General features: G+C 68.9%; 17 protein-coding genes. 7 read left to right on the plus strand and 10 right to left on the minus strand.

Going from position 1 to position 14,665, the window contains the following annotated elements; genetic code table 11:
• Positions 1-13: 13 nt before the first annotated feature.
• A complete protein-coding gene (locus AC3A6X_RS09810) occupies positions 14-1,192 on the minus strand; it encodes an acetyl-CoA C-acetyltransferase (protein ID WP_487842015.1) in 1,179 nt (392 codons plus the stop codon).
• Between the two features lie 44 nt (positions 1,193-1,236).
• On the minus strand, positions 1,237-2,961 hold the full coding sequence (phaC, locus tag AC3A6X_RS09815; RefSeq protein ID WP_487842016.1) for a class I poly(R)-hydroxyalkanoic acid synthase: 1,725 nt from the start codon (positions 2,959-2,961) through the stop codon (positions 1,237-1,239).
• A 104-nt stretch (positions 2,962-3,065) separates the two neighbouring features.
• On the opposite strand from phaC, the gene AC3A6X_RS09820 reads away from it, so the two are divergent.
• A complete protein-coding gene (locus AC3A6X_RS09820) occupies positions 3,066-3,362 on the plus strand; it encodes a hypothetical protein (protein WP_487842017.1) in 297 nt (98 codons plus the stop codon).
• On the opposite strand, the gene pgeF is transcribed toward AC3A6X_RS09820, so the two are convergent.
• Both pgeF and maiA read right to left on the minus strand, forming a co-directional pair.
• Positions 3,294-4,049 (minus strand): peptidoglycan editing factor PgeF, encoded by a 756-nt coding sequence (pgeF, locus tag AC3A6X_RS09825; RefSeq protein WP_487842018.1) that lies wholly within the window; start codon positions 4,047-4,049, stop codon positions 3,294-3,296. The two genes, AC3A6X_RS09820 and pgeF, sit on opposite strands and share 69 nt — an antisense overlap.
• A gap of 2 nt (positions 4,050-4,051) precedes the next feature.
• Complete coding sequence (gene maiA / locus AC3A6X_RS09830; RefSeq protein WP_487842423.1) at positions 4,052-4,690, minus strand: maleylacetoacetate isomerase; 639 nt, start codon at positions 4,688-4,690, stop codon at positions 4,052-4,054.
• A gap of 106 nt (positions 4,691-4,796) precedes the next feature.
• Here maiA and AC3A6X_RS09835 point away from each other — a divergent pair, with 106 nt between their 5' ends.
• The 4 genes from AC3A6X_RS09835 (at position 4,797) to AC3A6X_RS09850 (ending at position 7,189) form a co-directional block, all read left to right on the plus strand.
• The gene (locus tag AC3A6X_RS09835; protein ID WP_487842019.1) at positions 4,797-5,498 is read left to right on the plus strand and encodes a fumarylacetoacetate hydrolase family protein; all 702 of its coding nucleotides are present in this window, start codon (positions 4,797-4,799) and stop codon (positions 5,496-5,498) included.
• Between the two features lie 23 nt (positions 5,499-5,521).
• Positions 5,522-6,073, plus strand: coding sequence for an NUDIX hydrolase (locus AC3A6X_RS09840; RefSeq protein ID WP_487842020.1), 552 nt, complete (start codon positions 5,522-5,524; stop codon positions 6,071-6,073).
• Complete coding sequence (locus AC3A6X_RS09845) at positions 6,070-6,543, plus strand: CreA family protein (protein WP_309971633.1); 474 nt, start codon at positions 6,070-6,072, stop codon at positions 6,541-6,543. Before AC3A6X_RS09840 ends, AC3A6X_RS09845 begins: the two co-directional genes overlap by 4 nt.
• A 130-nt stretch (positions 6,544-6,673) precedes the next feature.
• Positions 6,674-7,189: a M23 peptidase family protein gene (locus AC3A6X_RS09850; RefSeq protein WP_487842021.1), complete on the plus strand. Its 516-nt coding sequence runs from the start codon at positions 6,674-6,676 to the stop codon at positions 7,187-7,189.
• Positions 7,190-7,206: 17 nt separating this feature from the next.
• Here AC3A6X_RS09850 and AC3A6X_RS09855 read toward each other — a convergent pair whose 3' ends face one another.
• On the minus strand, positions 7,207-8,823 hold the full coding sequence (locus AC3A6X_RS09855) for a phospholipase D family protein (RefSeq protein ID WP_487842022.1): 1,617 nt from the start codon (positions 8,821-8,823) through the stop codon (positions 7,207-7,209).
• On the minus strand, positions 8,813-9,250 hold the full coding sequence (locus tag AC3A6X_RS09860; RefSeq protein WP_487842023.1) for a DUF1810 domain-containing protein: 438 nt from the start codon (positions 9,248-9,250) through the stop codon (positions 8,813-8,815). The genes AC3A6X_RS09855 and AC3A6X_RS09860 overlap by 11 nt, the downstream gene beginning before the upstream one ends.
• Positions 9,251-9,373: 123 nt before the next feature.
• Between AC3A6X_RS09860 and AC3A6X_RS09865 the strand changes: the two genes are divergently transcribed.
• On the plus strand, positions 9,374-9,649 hold the full coding sequence (locus AC3A6X_RS09865) for a hypothetical protein (protein WP_487842024.1): 276 nt from the start codon (positions 9,374-9,376) through the stop codon (positions 9,647-9,649).
• Positions 9,650-9,665: 16 nt separating this feature from the next.
• Here AC3A6X_RS09865 and AC3A6X_RS09870 read toward each other — a convergent pair whose 3' ends face one another.
• Positions 9,666-10,529 (minus strand): intradiol ring-cleavage dioxygenase, encoded by an 864-nt coding sequence (locus AC3A6X_RS09870; RefSeq protein WP_487842025.1) that lies wholly within the window; start codon positions 10,527-10,529, stop codon positions 9,666-9,668.
• Positions 10,530-10,672: 143 nt separating this feature from the next.
• Between AC3A6X_RS09870 and AC3A6X_RS09875 the strand changes: the two genes are divergently transcribed.
• Positions 10,673-11,749, plus strand: coding sequence for a maleylacetate reductase (locus tag AC3A6X_RS09875; RefSeq protein ID WP_487842026.1), 1,077 nt, complete (start codon positions 10,673-10,675; stop codon positions 11,747-11,749).
• Here the strand turns inward: AC3A6X_RS09875 and AC3A6X_RS09880 are convergent.
• The 3 genes from AC3A6X_RS09880 to AC3A6X_RS09890 form a co-directional block, all read right to left on the minus strand.
• Positions 11,725-12,696, minus strand: coding sequence for a LysR family transcriptional regulator (locus AC3A6X_RS09880; RefSeq protein ID WP_487842027.1), 972 nt, complete (start codon positions 12,694-12,696; stop codon positions 11,725-11,727). The two genes, AC3A6X_RS09875 and AC3A6X_RS09880, sit on opposite strands and share 25 nt — an antisense overlap.
• Positions 12,697-12,782: 86 nt before the next feature.
• Complete coding sequence (locus AC3A6X_RS09885; protein WP_487842028.1) at positions 12,783-13,604, minus strand: alpha/beta fold hydrolase; 822 nt, start codon at positions 13,602-13,604, stop codon at positions 12,783-12,785.
• Between the two features lie 83 nt (positions 13,605-13,687).
• Positions 13,688-14,608, minus strand: coding sequence for a LysR family transcriptional regulator (locus tag AC3A6X_RS09890; RefSeq protein WP_487842029.1), 921 nt, complete (start codon positions 14,606-14,608; stop codon positions 13,688-13,690).
• Positions 14,609-14,665: the final 57 nt, after the last annotated feature.

Genomic DNA, 14,665 nt, shown 5'->3' on the forward strand with positions numbered 1-14,665 from the left:
ACAGCAGGACGACTCAGCGCTCGATCGTGAGCGCGACCCCCATGCCGCCGCCGATGCACAGCGAGGCGATGCCCTTCTTCGCGTTCTGGCGCTGCATCTCGTGCAGCAGCGTCACCAGGATGCGGCAGCCCGAGGCGCCGATCGGGTGGCCGATGGCGATCGCGCCGCCGTTCACGTTGACCTTGTTGGTGTCCCAGCCCATCTCGCGGTTGACGGCGCAGGCCTGGGCGGCGAAGGCCTCGTTGATCTCGAGCACGTCGAGGTCCTGCGGCTTCCAGCCGGCGCGCTGCAGCGCCTTCTGCGAGGCCGGCACTGGGCCCATGCCCATGAAGGCCGGGTCGAGGCCGGTGCTGGCGTAGCTGGCGATGCGGCCCAGCGGCTTCAGGCCCAGCGCGGCCGCCTTCTTGGCGGTCATCACCAGGACGGCGGCAGCGCCGTCGTTGAGGCCGGAGGCATTGCCCGCCGTCACGCCGCCGGCCTTGTCGAAGGCGGGGCGCAGGCCGGCCAGGCCTTCGGCGCTGGTCTTGCGGTTGATGAACTCGTCCTGGGCGAAGACGACCGGGTCGCCCTTCTTCTGCGGGATGTTGACGGCGACGATCTCGTCCTTGAACTTGCCGGCGTCCTGTGCAGCGGCGGCCTTGGTCTGGCTGGCGAGGGCGAGCTCGTCCTGCGCGGCGCGGCTGATGTCGTACTTCTTGGCCACGTTCTCGGCCGTGATGCCCATGTGGTACTGGTTGTACACGTCCCACAGGCCGTCGACGATCATCGAGTCGACCAGCTTCCAGTCGCCCATGCGCTGGCCGTTGCGCGAGTTGGGCAGCACGTGCGGCGCGAGGCTCATGCTCTCCTGCCCGCCCGCCACGACGATCTCGCTGTCGCCGGTGGCCACGGCCTGCGCGGCCAGCATCACGGCCTTCAGGCCCGAACCGCAGACGGCGTTGATGGTGAGCGCCGGCGTTGAGTTGGTGATGCCGCTCTTCAGCAGTGCCTGGCGCGCCGGGTTCTGGCCGCTGCCTGCCGTGAGCACCTGGCCCATGATGACTTCGCCGATCTGGTCGCTGCCGACCTTGGCGCGCTCGAGCACTTCCTTGATCACGATCGAGCCGAGCTCCGTGGCCGCGATGTTGGCCAGCGATCCGCCGAACTTGCCCACGGCCGTGCGTGCGGCCGAAACGATGACGATGTCTTCCATGGTGTGTGCTCTCCGAGGCTTGAACAAAAAAGTTGAGGTGAAGGTCAGGCTCGCGCCTTGACGTAGCGGCCCGGCGCGGACTCGATCGCCTTGTAGGCGCTGCCCTTGCCGTAGGACTTCGGGGCAGGGATCTGCTTGCCCGCGTGGGTCTTGAGCCAGTTGGACCAGTCGGTCCACCAGCTGCCGGGGTGCTCGGTGGCACCGGCCAGCCATTCGGCCTGGGTCTTCGGCAGCTTGCCGTCGGCACGAATCCAGTGGCTGCGCTTCTTCTTGGCCGGCGGGTTGATCACGCCGGCGATGTGGCCCGAGGCCCCCATGACGAAGCGCTTCTTGCCCTTGAGCAGTTGCGTCGACGCATAGGCGCCGCCGATGGGCACGATGTGGTCCTCGCGCGAGCCGTAGAGGTAGACCGGCGCCTCGATGCGGCCCAGGTCGACCTGCTCGCCGGCCACGGTGAGCGCGCCGGGCACGGCCAGCTTGTTCTCGTGGTAGGTGTTGCGCAGGTACCAGCAGTACATGGGGCCGGGCAGGTTGGTGGCGTCGCTGTTCCAGTACAAGAGGTCGAAGGGCGGCGGGGTCTCGCCCTTGAGGTAGTTGCCCACCACGTAGTTCCACACGAGATCGTTGGGGCGCAGGAAGCTGAAGGTGGACGCCAGTTCGCTGCCGGGCAGCAGGCCGCCCGCGTTCATCTGCATCTCGCGAAAGCGCACGAAGCCCTCGTCGATGAAGATGTCGAGGATGCCGGTGTCCTCGAAGTCCAGCAGCGTGGTCAGCAGCGTGACGGAGGACGCGGGCTGCTCGCCGCGTGCCGCCAGCACGGCCAGCGCGGTCGACAGGATGGTGCCGCCGACGCAGAAGCCCAGCGTGTCGATCTGGCCGCCCTTCTTGTCCTGGCCCGTGATCTCGCGAGTGACCTGGATCGCCTTGATCGCGGCGTCCTCGATGTAGTCGTCCCAGGTGTACTGGCTCATCGAGGCATCGGGATTGCGCCAGCTCACCACGAACGTGCGGTGGCCCTGCTCGACCGCGTAGCGGATCAGCGAGTTCTCGGGCTGCAGGTCGAGGATGTAGAACTTGTTGATGCAGGGCGGCACCAGCAGCAGCGGCCGCTCGTAGACCTTGGCCGTCAGCGGCTTGTATTCGAGCAGTTGGAACAGCTCGTTCTCGAACACCACGGCGCCCTCGGTGGTGGCCACGTTGCGGCCGACCTCGAAGGCGCTCTCGTCGGTCATGCTGAGATGGCCCTGCTGCACGTCCTTCAGCAGGTTCTGGATGCCCTTGGCGATGCTCTCGCCCTGGCTTTCGAGCGCCTTCTTCTGCGCCTCGGCATTGAAGGCCAGGTAGTTGCTGGGCGACGAGGCTGCCACCCACTGCTCGACCGCAAAGCGCAGGCGGGCGCGGGTCTTGGCGTCGCCTTCGACGGCTTCGGCCATGCCGAGCAGCGTGCGCGTGTTGAGCAGGTAGACCGCCGCCGAGAAGGCTGCCACCGGATTGCTGCCCCAGGCCTCGGCCGCGAAGCGCCGGTCGCCGTGGGTGCGTGCCGCGATGTCCTGGCGCCACAGCTCGGTGGCCTCTTCGATGTAGTGCCGCTGCAGTTCCTGGAGCCTGGAGGCGGAGAAGGAGAAGCGGGGCATGTCCCAGGGCATGTCGGCCTGGGGGGCCTTGCCGAGCGACTGGAAGGCCTCCAGCGCCTTCTCCCAACCCTGCGTCAGCGCCTGTTGAAACGGCGCGAAAGTGGCGTCGGCCGCGGCCTGTTGTTCTTGTCTCATGTCGTCTCCTGGTTCCTCACCTTGTCGTATCGGCTTTTGAGTATGCTGCATCCGGAAGGGCCCAGCCAGCAAAAGCCCGTTATACCTTCCTGAAAACCTCGCCTATGCACCTCGTCGTCATCGCCTGGCTGTATGTCGCTCTCATGATGGCGGTGGCCGAGGCCACCAACACCAACGGCACGGTGCTCGGTGCGGTCTTCACCTTTCTACTCTATGGCTTGGCGCCGGTGGCACTGGTGGTTTACCTGATGGGCGCACCGGGGCGCCGCAAGGCCATCCGCGCACGCGAGGCCGCCGAACGAGAGGCCGCCATGCGAGCGGCAGCACCAACCTCAATCACGCCAGATGCAGGCAGCGAAACGGCCGCTGACGCGGTCCCGCCGGTGCGAGAAAAAACGTAACGGGTTGTTCACGGTGCACCAGGCGGCGCTGCCGTCGTTGCCGTAAAGCTGCACGACGCCCACCGCCTGCAGGCGCTGGCGCGCCAGGCCTGCGAGATCCGCCAGCCATTTGCCGGGAGCCGGGCCAGGCTTGAAGCACTGGGCGGCTTGCGGCGCGGCCGCTTCGAAGGCCGCCCGGACCTCGTCCCCGACCTCGAAGGCCTCGGGGCCGATGCAGGGGCCGAGCCAGGCCATGAGTTCCTCGGGACCGGCCTCGGGCGCGAAGGTGCCGACGGCCTCCTCCAGCACACCGGCGGCCAGGCCGCGCCAGCCGGCATGGGCGGCAGCCACGCGGCGGCCACGGCCATCGGTGAAAAGCACCGGCAGACAGTCGGCGACCATGATGGTGCAGGCGATGCCGCTCGCAGTGGTGGTGCAGGCGTCGGCCGTCCCGCCGTCGGGCGTGTCGGCTTGCAGCGCCAGCAGCCGGGTGCCGTGCACCTGCTGAAGGAACACCGGCCGCGCACCGATCGCCTCGCGCAGCAGCGCACGGTTGGCCGCCACGTCGGCCGGCGCGTCGCCCACGTGATCGCCGAGGTTGAGGCTTCGCCACGCGCCACCGGAGCCCCCACCCTCGCGCGTGGTACACAGCGCATGCACCCCTGGGGGCGCGGGCCAGTCGGGCACCAGCCGCTCGGCCGGCAGCATGCTCAAGGCTCCGCGTCGGGGCAGCGCGAGGGCTGGGCGCGCTGGAAGGCGTCGAGCTGCATGCAGGCCTCGAAGGCGGCCATGGTGCGCGGCAGCCCGCTGAAGTCGCAGTCGAAGCGCTGGCCGTTGAAGACCTGCGGCACCAGGCAGCAGTCGGCCAGCGTGGGCGTGTCGCCCCAGCAGTAGAGGCTGGCCGGGCGCAGCGCGAGTTGGCGCTCGAAGGCCAGCATGCCCTCGCGCACCCAGTGGCGATACCAGGTGTTCTTGGCGTCGTCGCCGAGCTTGAGCTCGCGCACCAGGTACTTGAGCACGCGCAGGTTGTTGAGCGGGTGGATCTCGCAGGCGACCGTTTGCGCCAGCGCCCGCACGTGCGCACGGCCCACGGGGTCGTGCGGCAGCAGCGCGGGCTCGGGGTGGATCTCGTCCAGGTACTCGATGATCGCCATCGACTGCGTGAAGCGCTCGCCGTCGTCTTCCAGCAGCGGCACCAGCATGTCGGGCGAGATGGCCGAGAAGGGCCCCGTCTTGTGCTCGCCGCGGGCGATGTGCACCGGGAGGTAGTCGTAGTCCAGGCCCTTGAGATTGAGCGCGATACGGACCCGGAACGAAGCGGAGGAACGGAAGTAGTTGTAGAGCTTCATCATGGCCCCGAGCATAGCGCCGGCGCCCCGGCGGGGCCAAAAGCCCGGCGGTGCCCCGCGCCCTCTGGCAAACTGCCGCTTTCGCTCGAAAAGGACTTTCCGCGCCATGGCTTCCGAATACGTCTTCACCCCGCCGGCACCGGTGTCCCTGCCGGTGGTCGGCCAGGCTGCCCGCTTCCCCGTGCACCGCATCTACTGTGTCGGCCGCAACTACGAAGAGCACGCCAAGGAAATGGGCTTTACCGGTCGTGAGCCGCCCTTCTTCTTCATGAAGCCGGCCGATGCCGTGGTGGTGGTCGATGCCGGGACGACCGGCACCATGGCCTACCCGACCTTGACCAAGAACCTGCACCACGAGATCGAGTTGGTCGCGGCGATCGGCACCGGCGGCAAGAACATCAAGGCCGCCGATGCGATGAAGCACATCTTCGGCTACGCCGTGGGCCTGGACATGACGCGCCGCGACCTGCAGGGCGACATGAAGAAGCAGGGCCGCCCCTGGGACATCGGCAAGAGCTTCGAGCAGAGCGCGCCCACCGGCCCGATCGTGCCGGCGGCCCAGGCCGGCGACATCGAGCACGCCGAGATCTCGCTGCAAGTCAACGGCCAGGACCGCCAGCGCAGCAATGTGAGCAAGCTGATCTGGAACATGGCCGAGACCATCGAGCACCTCTCGGCCGCCTGGGAGCTGCAGCCCGGCGACCTGATCTTCACCGGCACCCCGGAAGGCGTTGCCGCCGTAGTGGCCGGCGACACCCTGGTCGGCCAGGTCGCCGGCCTGCCCACGCTCACCGTCAAGGTGGCCTGAACCAACCCGCCGGCCCACGCCCGATGCTCCTGCGCGTCCCCATCAAGCACTGCAAGAACTGCGGCACCGCCGTGGTCTACCGCATCCCCGACGACGGCGACACGCGCGAGCGCGCCGTCTGCCCGGCCTGCCACACGGTGCACTACGAGAACCCGCTCAACGTGGTCGGCACCATCCCCGTGCTGGGCGACCGGGTGCTGCTGTGCAAGCGCAACATCGAGCCGCGCTGGGGCAAGTGGACGCTGCCGGCCGGCTTCATGGAGCTCAACGAGACCACCGCGCAGGGCGCAGCGCGCGAGACCGACGAGGAGGCCGGCGCCGAGTACGAGATGGAAGGCCTGTTCGCGGTGATGAGCGTGGTGCGCGTGGGCCAGGTGCACCTGTTCTACCGGGCGCGCCTTTTGAGCGACAAGTTCGACCCCGGCCACGAGACCATCGAGGCCCGCCTCTTCACCGAGGAAGAGGTCCCCTGGGACGAAATCGCCTTCCGCACGGTGCGGGAGGCGCTCACCCATTACTTCGAGGACCGGCGCCGCGGCAGCTTCGACCGCGTCCACACGCTCGACATCGTATGAAGCACCTGCGCGCCACGCTTTGCTGCGCCGCCCTGCTGCTGGCCGCGCAGGCGCAGGCCGAGCAGGTGGGCGAAGTCGACACCGCCTTCAAGCTGATCGGCCCGGACCACAAGATCGTGGTCGAGGCCTACGACGATCCCAAGGTCAGCGGCGTGACCTGCTATGTCTCGCGCGCCAGGACCGGCGGTATCTCCGGGGCCTTCGGCCTGGCCGAGGACAAGGCCGAGGCCTCCATCGCCTGCCGCCAGGTCGGGCCGGTGCGCGTGACCCAGCCGCTGCCCAAGCGTGAAGAGGTGTACAGCGAACGGCTCTCCATCCTCTTCAAGCGCCTGCGCGTGGTGCGCATGGTGGACGCCTCGCGCAACACGCTGGTCTACCTGACCTACTCCGATCGCCTGGTCGAAGGCTCGCCCAAGAACAGCATCACGGCGGTGCCCATCGACCGCGCGATACCGATCCCGCTGAAATAGATGAGCGCGCCGGCATCGCGCGAGTCACGCGGCGCGGCGCGTGCACCGCAGGGCCTTCAGCCCTGAAAAACCGCCGCGGTCCTACGCACGAGCGGGAACCACCGCCGCAAAATGAGTTCGAAAAAGCGCCATGCAATCCAAGACCTACGTTCTCCGCGCCGGCCTCATGGTCGTCGCGGCCGCCGGCCTGGTGGCCTGCAGCACCACGCCTCTCCCGCCCCAGCGGCCGTTTCCCCCTGGCCCTGCTCCCACAGTCAAGCCACCACCACCGGCGCCGGCCGCCTTCATTCGGCCCGCCGCCGGGCCCACGCTGTCGCGCTACGACGGCAAGAACAACAAGGGCCTGGACATCGCGGGCAGTCCGGGCGATGCGATCCTCGCCGCGGCCGATGGGCGCGTCGTCTATGTCGGCAGCGAGCTTCGCGGCTACGGCAACATGGTGATCGTGAAGCACAACGACACCTTCCTCAGCGCCTACGCGCACGCGCAGCAGATCCTGGTGAAGGAGAAGGACGTGGTGCGCCAGGGCCAGAAGATCGCCGAGATGGGCAACAGCGGCGCCGACCGCGTCAAGCTGCACTTCGAGCTGCGCAAGCAGGGCGTTGCGGTCGACCCCGAGCCCTATCTCAACGGCCAGCTGCGCTGATGCACTGATGCGCTGAGCTAGAGCAGGCTTTCCGGCACCAGCGGCGCGAGCAGCTCCAGCTTCAGGCGCGAGCCGAAGTCGGTCTCGGGCTCGGTGTGCTGCACCACGTCGGGCCCGCCGTCTTCCGACGGGCTCACCCATTCGACATCCCCGCGCGGTCCGAGGCGCACGCGGTAAGCCGCATCCATGGTGATGAAGCCGACCAGGCTGGTGAGCTGCGCCGCGATCTGCGGGCTGTGGATGAACAGGCCCAGCTCGGTGTTGTGCAGGTCCGAGCGCGGATCGAAATTCAGCGAGCCGATGAACACCACCTTGCCGTCGACCACCGCCGACTTGCCGTGCAGCCGCCCGCTGGCCGAGCCGAAGATGCCGAAGCGCTGCGTCTGCTCGACGCGCTTCGGGCTCAGCTCGTAGAGCTCCACGCCGAGGCGCACCAGCTCGGGCCGGTAGCGGCGGTAACCCAGGTGCACCAGCGACTCGTCGGTGGCGGCCAGCGAGTTGGTCACCAGCGTGAAGCGCACGCCGCGCTCGCGCAGCTGGCGCACGGACTCCATGCCGCCGCGCCCCGGGATCAGGTAGGGCGTGGTCACCAGCGCCTCGCGCTCGGCCGCGCGCACGTAGCGCCGGACGTTGAAGAGCACGCCCTCGGGCGAATCGGCCGCAACGCGCGGCCGCGCCTCGCGCGGGCCCAGTGCCTTGTGCGGTGTGTCGGCATAGGCCTCGGCCCGCGCCCAGATCAGCGACAGCTCGCCCGCGTCCAGGTCCTCGGCGAGCGCCTGATAGCCCAGCAGGTCGCGCTCGATCGGCGTCTGCGGCGCCCAGATCGCGGCGTCCCAGGTCATCTCCTCGAAGCGCTGGCGAAGCTGCGCGGGCGTGCCCTCCACCTGCGCCAGCGACTCGATCGGATAGACGAAGGGGCTGTTCCAGTACATGTCGAACAGCGAGGACAGCCGCGGCACCACGGCACCCGTCACCAAGGTGTCGATGTCGATGAAGTTGGAGCCGGCATTGCGCATGAAGTATTCGTTGGCGATGTTGCGCCCGCCCACCACCGCCATCGCGTTGTCGGCGACGAAGAGCTTGTTGTGCATGCGGCGATGGATGCGGTCGATGTCGAGCAGCGAGGCCCCCAGCCGCGTGAGCAGCCGGTCGCGCCCGGCCGGGAAGGGATTGAAGATGCGCACCTCCACGTTCGGATGGGCCGCCAGGCTCGCCAGCAGCGTGTCGGCGCCTGCCGTGTAGAGGTCGTCGATCAGCACGCGCACGCGCACGCCGCGCTCGGCCGCGTCGCGCAGCGTGCGCAGCAGGTAGCGGCCGGTCTCGTCGTTCTGCACCAGGTAGTACTGGATGTCGATGCTGCGCTGCGCGCGCCGCGCCAGCTCGAGCCGCGCATGCATCGAGTAGGCCGGCATGGGCAGCAGCCGGAAGCCGCTTTGCTGCCCATCCGGTGCACCGGCCACGGCCAGGCGGCCGAGCGCCGTGTTCGCGGTGTCGGCAACCGCGTACGAGGGCGGGCGCTCCACGTCCCTCGGCAGGCCTGCGCAGCCGGCCAGCAGCAAAAACAGCGCCAGGGCGGCGAGCCAGCCGATTCCCCTGCCCCAGGTGCCAAGGCGCATCGCGCGTTCAGCCCCCATCGCCGCCTTCGATCCGGGACAGCGTCCCGCGATCGGGCCGGCCGCCGAAGTACTTGTTGAGGCAGGCGCGAAAGACCGGATCGGACGGATCGGCCCTATCGAACAGGGTCATGGACGACCAGAACTTGATATCGTCCGGCGCGCCGAAGATCTGGTGGACGCCGCGGCCCTCGACCGCGAGCACCAGCGCGCTGCAGTCGCGCAGCCGCGGCCCGAGGAGCGGATGGGCCAGGTAGGCGCGGGCTTCGGCGAGCGAGGCGATGGCGTAGCGCTGCGCCATCGCGCTGTGGCCAAGGCCCGCCAGCTGCGGGAACACGAACCACATCCAGTGGCTGCGCTTGCGGCCAGTGCGCAGCTCGCCGCGGACCTCGTCGATCACGGGGTCTTGCGCATCGACGAAGCGCTGCAGCTCGAAAGGGTCGTCCATGGGCGAAATGTGTCTCTGTAGGCGCCGTCTTTCCTCGGCTCGCGAAGTATGCCGCGCCGCACGGCCTGCGCGGCAGCGTCAAATCGCGACGCGAAAAAAGAGAGGCTCTGACAAGAGAACACAATGAACTGCGAAGCGATCCATTGCGCCGAGACCAAAACCGTCCGGTTCGCCATCTATCCCGACGGCCTCGACGGCCCCCGCATCATGGCCCACGTCTCCGACACCGCCCTGCGCGGCCTCTGCGACAGCCCCGACGAAGACCTCGACCTGCCCGGTACCTGCGAGGCCTACTTCGACTGCATCGAGGCCAAAGCCCTGGAGCGCTACCGGGCAGCACCTTCCATGCCCATCGTGCTGGGGCCCGCGGACCTCAGGGAATGCGCACTCTTTCACTGAAGGCCGCGGCCCCCCGTCAGGCCGCCTGGGCGAGCACGAAGTCGAAATCCAGCGTGTAGAACGGCACTTCGCTGGTGCCGCCGTCCGGCGTGCGGCCGGGCGGATGCTCGACCCAGTCGGCGATCAGCGAGCGGCGCACGCCGAACACGGCATCGGAGTCCAGGTACTGGTCGCCGTCGCGGAACACATGCGTGATCAGCCGCTGGAAGCCCGGCGCCGTGATCATGAAATGCAGATGCGCCGGCCGCCAGGGATGACGCCCCAGCGCCTCGAGCATGCGGCCCACCGGCCCGTCGTGCGGGATCGGATACGCCTCGGCCCGGATCGACTTGAAGTGGAAGCGCCCCTCGGCATCCGCATGCAGCGTGCCGCGGGCGCGATGCTCATGGTCTCCCTTGTACTGCACGTCGTAGAGGCCGTCGGCATCGGCCTGCCAGACCTGCAGCTCGGCGTTGGGCACCGGGCTGCCGTCCGGCGCCAGCACCCGGCCGCGCACGTAGCAGGGCTCGCCGCGCGCGCCGTTGGCCACATCGGCGCCCAGCGGGTACTCGGGCGAGCCCTCGACGTGGAAGGGCCCGAACACGGTGGCCTCGGTGCACTCGCGCGGCTTGCGGTTGTTGAGCGCCGTGACCAGCATCGACAGGCCCAGCGTGTCGGACAGCAGGATGAATTCCTGGCGCTTGTCGTCGGTGATGTGACCCGCCTCGGTCAGGAAGCGGATGCCCTCGAACCACTCGGCCTCGGTGAGCCGAACGTCGCGCGCAAAGGCGTGCAGGTGCTGGACCAGGCTGGTCATGATCTCGCGCAGCCGGGCATCGGGGGCGCCGGTGTGCCGGGCCAGCACGGCCTGGGTGATGGTGTCTTCGTCGAGGTTGCGCATGTGGGGTCTCCTTGGAATCTCAGCCGGGGGACTATGGGACCGCCGCGCAGTCGCGGACAGGGGCTCCAGCGGAAAACTGTTTTGCGCAAAGGCAGGCTCCGGGCCCTGGCGGCTCGCGGGGGCTTCGGCCTACCATCGGCGTCATGCGCTCCACCTCCTCCTTCGTTTACACCAGCCAGCCGCAGCGCGTGGTCTTCGGCGCCGGCAGCCTTGCCCACCTGGGCCGCGAGATCGAGGCGCTGGGCGCGAGGCGCGCCCTGGTGCTCTCGACGCCCGAGCAGCGCACCCAGGCCGAGCGCGTGGCCGAGCTGCTCGGCCCCCAGGCCGCCGGCATCTTCGACCGGGCCGTCATGCATGTGCCCATCGAGACTGCCCGCGAGGCGCGCGAAGTCGCACGCAAGCTCGACGCCGACTGCGCCGTGGCCATCGGCGGCGGCTCCACCACCGGCCTGGGCAAGGCCATCGCGCTGGACTCGGGCCTGCCCATCCTGGCCATTCCCACCACCTACGCCGGCAGCGAGATGACGCCCATCTACGGCCTGACCGAGGCCGGACTCAAGAAAACCGGCAAGGACTTCCGAGTGCTGCCGCGCACCGTGATCTACGACCCCGAGCTCTCCCGCAGCCTGCCGGTGGGCCTGAGCGTGACCAGCGGCATCAACGCCATCGCGCACGCGGCCGAGGGCCTGTATGCGCAGGACAGCAACCCGGTGATGGACCTGATGGCCGAAGAAGGCATCGCCGCCATCGCGCGGGCGCTGCCGGCGATCCGGCGCAGCCCCGAGGACATCGAGGCGAGGTCGGACGCCCTCTACGGCGCCTGGCTGTGCGGCAGCGTGCTGGGCAACGTGGGCATGGCCCTGCACCACAAGCTGTGCCACACGCTGGGCGGCAGCTTCAACCTGCCGCATGCGGAGGTGCACACGGTGGTGCTGCCGCATGCGATCGCCTTCAATGCCGAAGCGGCGCCGGGCGCGATGCAGCGCATCGCAAGAGCTCTCGGCACGGCGGACGCGGCGCAGGGCCTGCAGGCGCTGGCGCGCGACAACGGCGCGCCGATTGCGCTGAAGGACATCGGCATGAAGGAAGCCGACCTGGACCGCGCCGCCGATCTCGCGGTGAGCAACCCTTACTGGAACCCGCGCCCCTTCGGCCCGGCCGAGCGCGGCGCCATCCGCGCGCTGCTGCAGCGCGCCTACGAAGGCGCGCCGCCGCGCTGAGCAACGCCCCCCTCCCCGCCCGCCACCGCATCGAAGCTGGTCCACTTGCGCTCGTAGTCCATGCGCTCGAAATGCGCGGCGAGGAAGTCGATGAAGGTGCGCACCTTCGCCGACATGTGCCGCCGGCTCTGGAAGGCGATGTTGATGCGCAGGCGCGGCAAGTCCCAGTCGTCGAGCACCGGCACCAGCCGGCCGGCGACGATGTCCTCGTAGACGATGTACTTGGGCTGCACCAGGATGCCGAGGCCGTCGAGCGCAGCCGCGCGCAGCACCTGGCCGTCGTTGGACTCCAGCAGGCCCTTGACCTTGATCGTGCGCTGCTCCTCGCCGCGCCGGAAGGCGAGCTCGTCGGGGTTGTTGCTGTAGGTGTAGAGCAGCAGGTCGTGCACGGCCAGTTCCTCCACCGTGCGCGGCGCGCCGCGCCGGTCCAGGTAGCCTGGCGAGGCGGCGAGGACGCGGCGGGTCTCGGCCAGGCTGCGGATGGTGATGCCGGAATCGCTCTCGTACTCGCGGGTGCGGATCGCCACGTCGATGTTGTTGTCGATCAGGTCGAGGTAGCGGTTGGCCGCCTCCACATGGACCGTGACCTTGGGGTAGCGCCCGGTGTAGGCGCGCAGCAGCGGCGCGATGTGCTGCATCGCGAAGGACAGCGACGCGGTGACGCGCAGCGTGCCCATCGGGTCGAGCGCCGTCGCGTTGACGGTCGCGTCGGCATCGCGCAGGTCGGCCAGGATGGTCTTGCAGCGGCCGTAGTAGCTCTCGCCCATCTCGGTCAGGGCCAGGCGCCGCGTATTGCGCTGCACCAGCTGCGCGCCCAGCCGCGCTTCGAGCGAGGCCAGGTGGCGGCTGGCCGCGGCATTCGACAGGCCCACTGCCTCAGCAGCGCGCGACAGGCTGCCGAGCTCCGCGGTCTGCACAAACAGTTCGATTTCGGTCCAGCGATCCATGTGTCTGCGTTGCCCGTTCCGGACCGGCATCTTAGGGTCTGCGGGTCCGGCGGGCTCCGCGGTCGCCAAAACCGCCGCCCAGAGGTTCAGCCCTTGATGAAGGCCAGCAGGTCGGGGTTGATCACCTCGGGATGCGTGGCGCACATGCCGTGCGGCAGCCCCGGGTAGACCTTGAGCTGCGCACCCTTCACGAGCTCGGCCGACAGCAGGGCCGAGGCGCCGATCGGGACGATCTGGTCGTCGTCGCCATGCATGACCAAGGTCGGCACGTCGATCTTCTTGAGGTCTTCCGTGAAGTCGGTCTCCGAGAAGGCCTTGACGCAGTCGTAGTGGGCCTTGATGCCGCCCATCATCCCCTGCAGCCACCACTGCTGGCGAATGCCCTCGGAGATCTTGGCGCCCGGCCGGTTGTAGCCGTAGAAGGGCAAGGTGATGTCGCGATAGAACTCGGCGCGGTTGCCGGCAACGCCGGCCCGGATGCCGTCGAACACGTCGATCGGCAGGCCGCCGGGATTGGCGGCGGTCTTCAGCATGATCGGCGGCACGGCGCCGATCAGCACGGCCTTGGCCACGCGCTTGGAGCCGTGGCGCCCCAGGTAGCGCGCCACCTCGCCGCCGCCGGTGGAGTGGCCGACGTGGATCGCATCGCTGAGGTCGAGCGCCGCGGTGAGCGCCGCCAGGTCGTCGGCGTAGGTGTCCATCTCGTTGCCGGTCCAGGTCTGCGTCGAGCGGCCGTGGCCGCGGCGGTCGTGCGCGATCACGCGAAAGCCCTGGCCGAGGAAGAACAGCATCTGGTTGTCCCAGTCGTCGCCGGAGAGCGGCCAGCCGTGGGAGAACACGATGGGCTGTCCCTTGCCCCAGTCCTTGTAGTAGATGGTGGTGCCGTCCTGCGTGGTGATGGTGGGCATGATGGGGTTTCCTTGGGGTGGGTCGGAGCAGGGAGTGTCGTGAAAAGACGCGAACCACGCAACGATCGACGCCCCTCGACGGCTCAGCGCAGATAGCGCTGCAGCCGCTGCCCGTCCTCCGCCAGCTGCTGGCGCATGACGGACAGAAAGGCCCGGGCCGTGGCCGACAGCACCTTGCCGGCGGGCAAGGCCAGCAGGCAGGCGAAGGGCACGTCGATCGAGAGCTTGCGCACGACCAGCCCGCGCTCGGCATAGTCGAGCGCGGTGATCGGATTGACCAGGCCGACACCCAGGCCTTGCAGCGCCATCTCGCAGACGCTGGCCGCGTAGGGCGTCTGCGCAGCCAGCCGCAAGGCGATGCCCTGCGACGCCATGGCAGCCTCGAGCCGCCGATGCGCCGGGTCCTCGGGGTTCAGGGCAAGGAACGGAAGCTCCGCGAGCTGCTGGGGCTTGATGGTCTTGAAGCGCGCCAGCGCATGGCCCTGCGGCATCACGATGACGCCGGGCATGCGCGCGAAGGTCGAATGCTCGATGCCCTCCAGGGGCAGCTCGTCGGCCATGAGGCCGAAATCCGAGATGCCCATGGCCACGCGGTCGCGCACGTCCTTCGAGCTCAGCACCTGCAGCGACACCTGCGGCCATGCGCCTTCGCCGCGCTGTGCCTTCAGCCGCGCCAGCGCGCGCGGCATGAAGCCGAGTCCGAAGGCCGGATAGCAGCTGAGCTGGAGCTGGTTGACGCCGAAGTCGCGCAGGCTGCGCAACCGGTGCTCGATGGCGTCCATGCCGATGAACACGCGCTCCACCTCGGTCCAGAGCGCATGCGCTTCCGGCGTGGGGACCAGCCGCGCGCCGATGCGCTGGAACAGCACCATGCCGGACTGGGTCTCGAGCCGCTTGAGCGACTGGCTGACGGCGGGCTGGGTTACCTGCAGCTGCGCCGCGGCCTTGCGCGTGGTGCCGCTGCGCATCAGCGCCCGGAAGGTTTCGATCTCGGTAAAGCGCATTGATAAGTTGCGTTATCGGATGAGTAGATGGGCCACTTTCATTTTATTTGCCCGCGC

It is taken from the genome of Variovorax sp. Soil_C_12 (assembly GCF_057657375.1).

What these genes read in the sequence shown, in the direction of transcription:
- AC3A6X_RS09820 (WP_487842017.1), top strand. Translation starts at nt 3,066, where the DNA reads ATGCACCTCGTCGTCATCGCCTGGCTGTATGTCGCTCTCATGATGGCG.
- AC3A6X_RS09835 (WP_487842019.1), top strand. Translation starts at nt 4,797, where the DNA reads ATGGCTTCCGAATACGTCTTCACCCCGCCGGCACCGGTGTCCCTGCCG.
- pgeF (WP_487842018.1), bottom strand. Translation starts at nt 4,049, where the DNA reads ATGCTGCCGGCCGAGCGGCTGGTGCCCGACTGGCCCGCGCCCCCAGGG.
- phaC (WP_487842016.1), bottom strand. Translation starts at nt 2,961, where the DNA reads ATGAGACAAGAACAACAGGCCGCGGCCGACGCCACTTTCGCGCCGTTT.
- AC3A6X_RS09870 (WP_487842025.1), bottom strand. Translation starts at nt 10,529, where the DNA reads ATGCGCAACCTCGACGAAGACACCATCACCCAGGCCGTGCTGGCCCGG.
- AC3A6X_RS09855 (WP_487842022.1), bottom strand. Translation starts at nt 8,823, where the DNA reads ATGGGGGCTGAACGCGCGATGCGCCTTGGCACCTGGGGCAGGGGAATC.
- AC3A6X_RS09810 (WP_487842015.1), bottom strand. Translation starts at nt 1,192, where the DNA reads ATGGAAGACATCGTCATCGTTTCGGCCGCACGCACGGCCGTGGGCAAG.
- AC3A6X_RS09865 (WP_487842024.1), top strand. Translation starts at nt 9,374, where the DNA reads ATGAACTGCGAAGCGATCCATTGCGCCGAGACCAAAACCGTCCGGTTC.
- AC3A6X_RS09850 (WP_487842021.1), top strand. Translation starts at nt 6,674, where the DNA reads ATGCAATCCAAGACCTACGTTCTCCGCGCCGGCCTCATGGTCGTCGCG.
- AC3A6X_RS09890 (WP_487842029.1), bottom strand. Translation starts at nt 14,608, where the DNA reads ATGCGCTTTACCGAGATCGAAACCTTCCGGGCGCTGATGCGCAGCGGC.
- AC3A6X_RS09845 (WP_309971633.1), top strand. Translation starts at nt 6,070, where the DNA reads ATGAAGCACCTGCGCGCCACGCTTTGCTGCGCCGCCCTGCTGCTGGCC.
- maiA (WP_487842423.1), bottom strand. Translation starts at nt 4,690, where the DNA reads ATGAAGCTCTACAACTACTTCCGTTCCTCCGCTTCGTTCCGGGTCCGT.
- AC3A6X_RS09880 (WP_487842027.1), bottom strand. Translation starts at nt 12,696, where the DNA reads ATGGATCGCTGGACCGAAATCGAACTGTTTGTGCAGACCGCGGAGCTC.
- AC3A6X_RS09885 (WP_487842028.1), bottom strand. Translation starts at nt 13,604, where the DNA reads ATGCCCACCATCACCACGCAGGACGGCACCACCATCTACTACAAGGAC.
- AC3A6X_RS09875 (WP_487842026.1), top strand. Translation starts at nt 10,673, where the DNA reads ATGCGCTCCACCTCCTCCTTCGTTTACACCAGCCAGCCGCAGCGCGTG.
- AC3A6X_RS09860 (WP_487842023.1), bottom strand. Translation starts at nt 9,250, where the DNA reads ATGGACGACCCTTTCGAGCTGCAGCGCTTCGTCGATGCGCAAGACCCC.
- AC3A6X_RS09840 (WP_487842020.1), top strand. Translation starts at nt 5,522, where the DNA reads ATGCTCCTGCGCGTCCCCATCAAGCACTGCAAGAACTGCGGCACCGCC.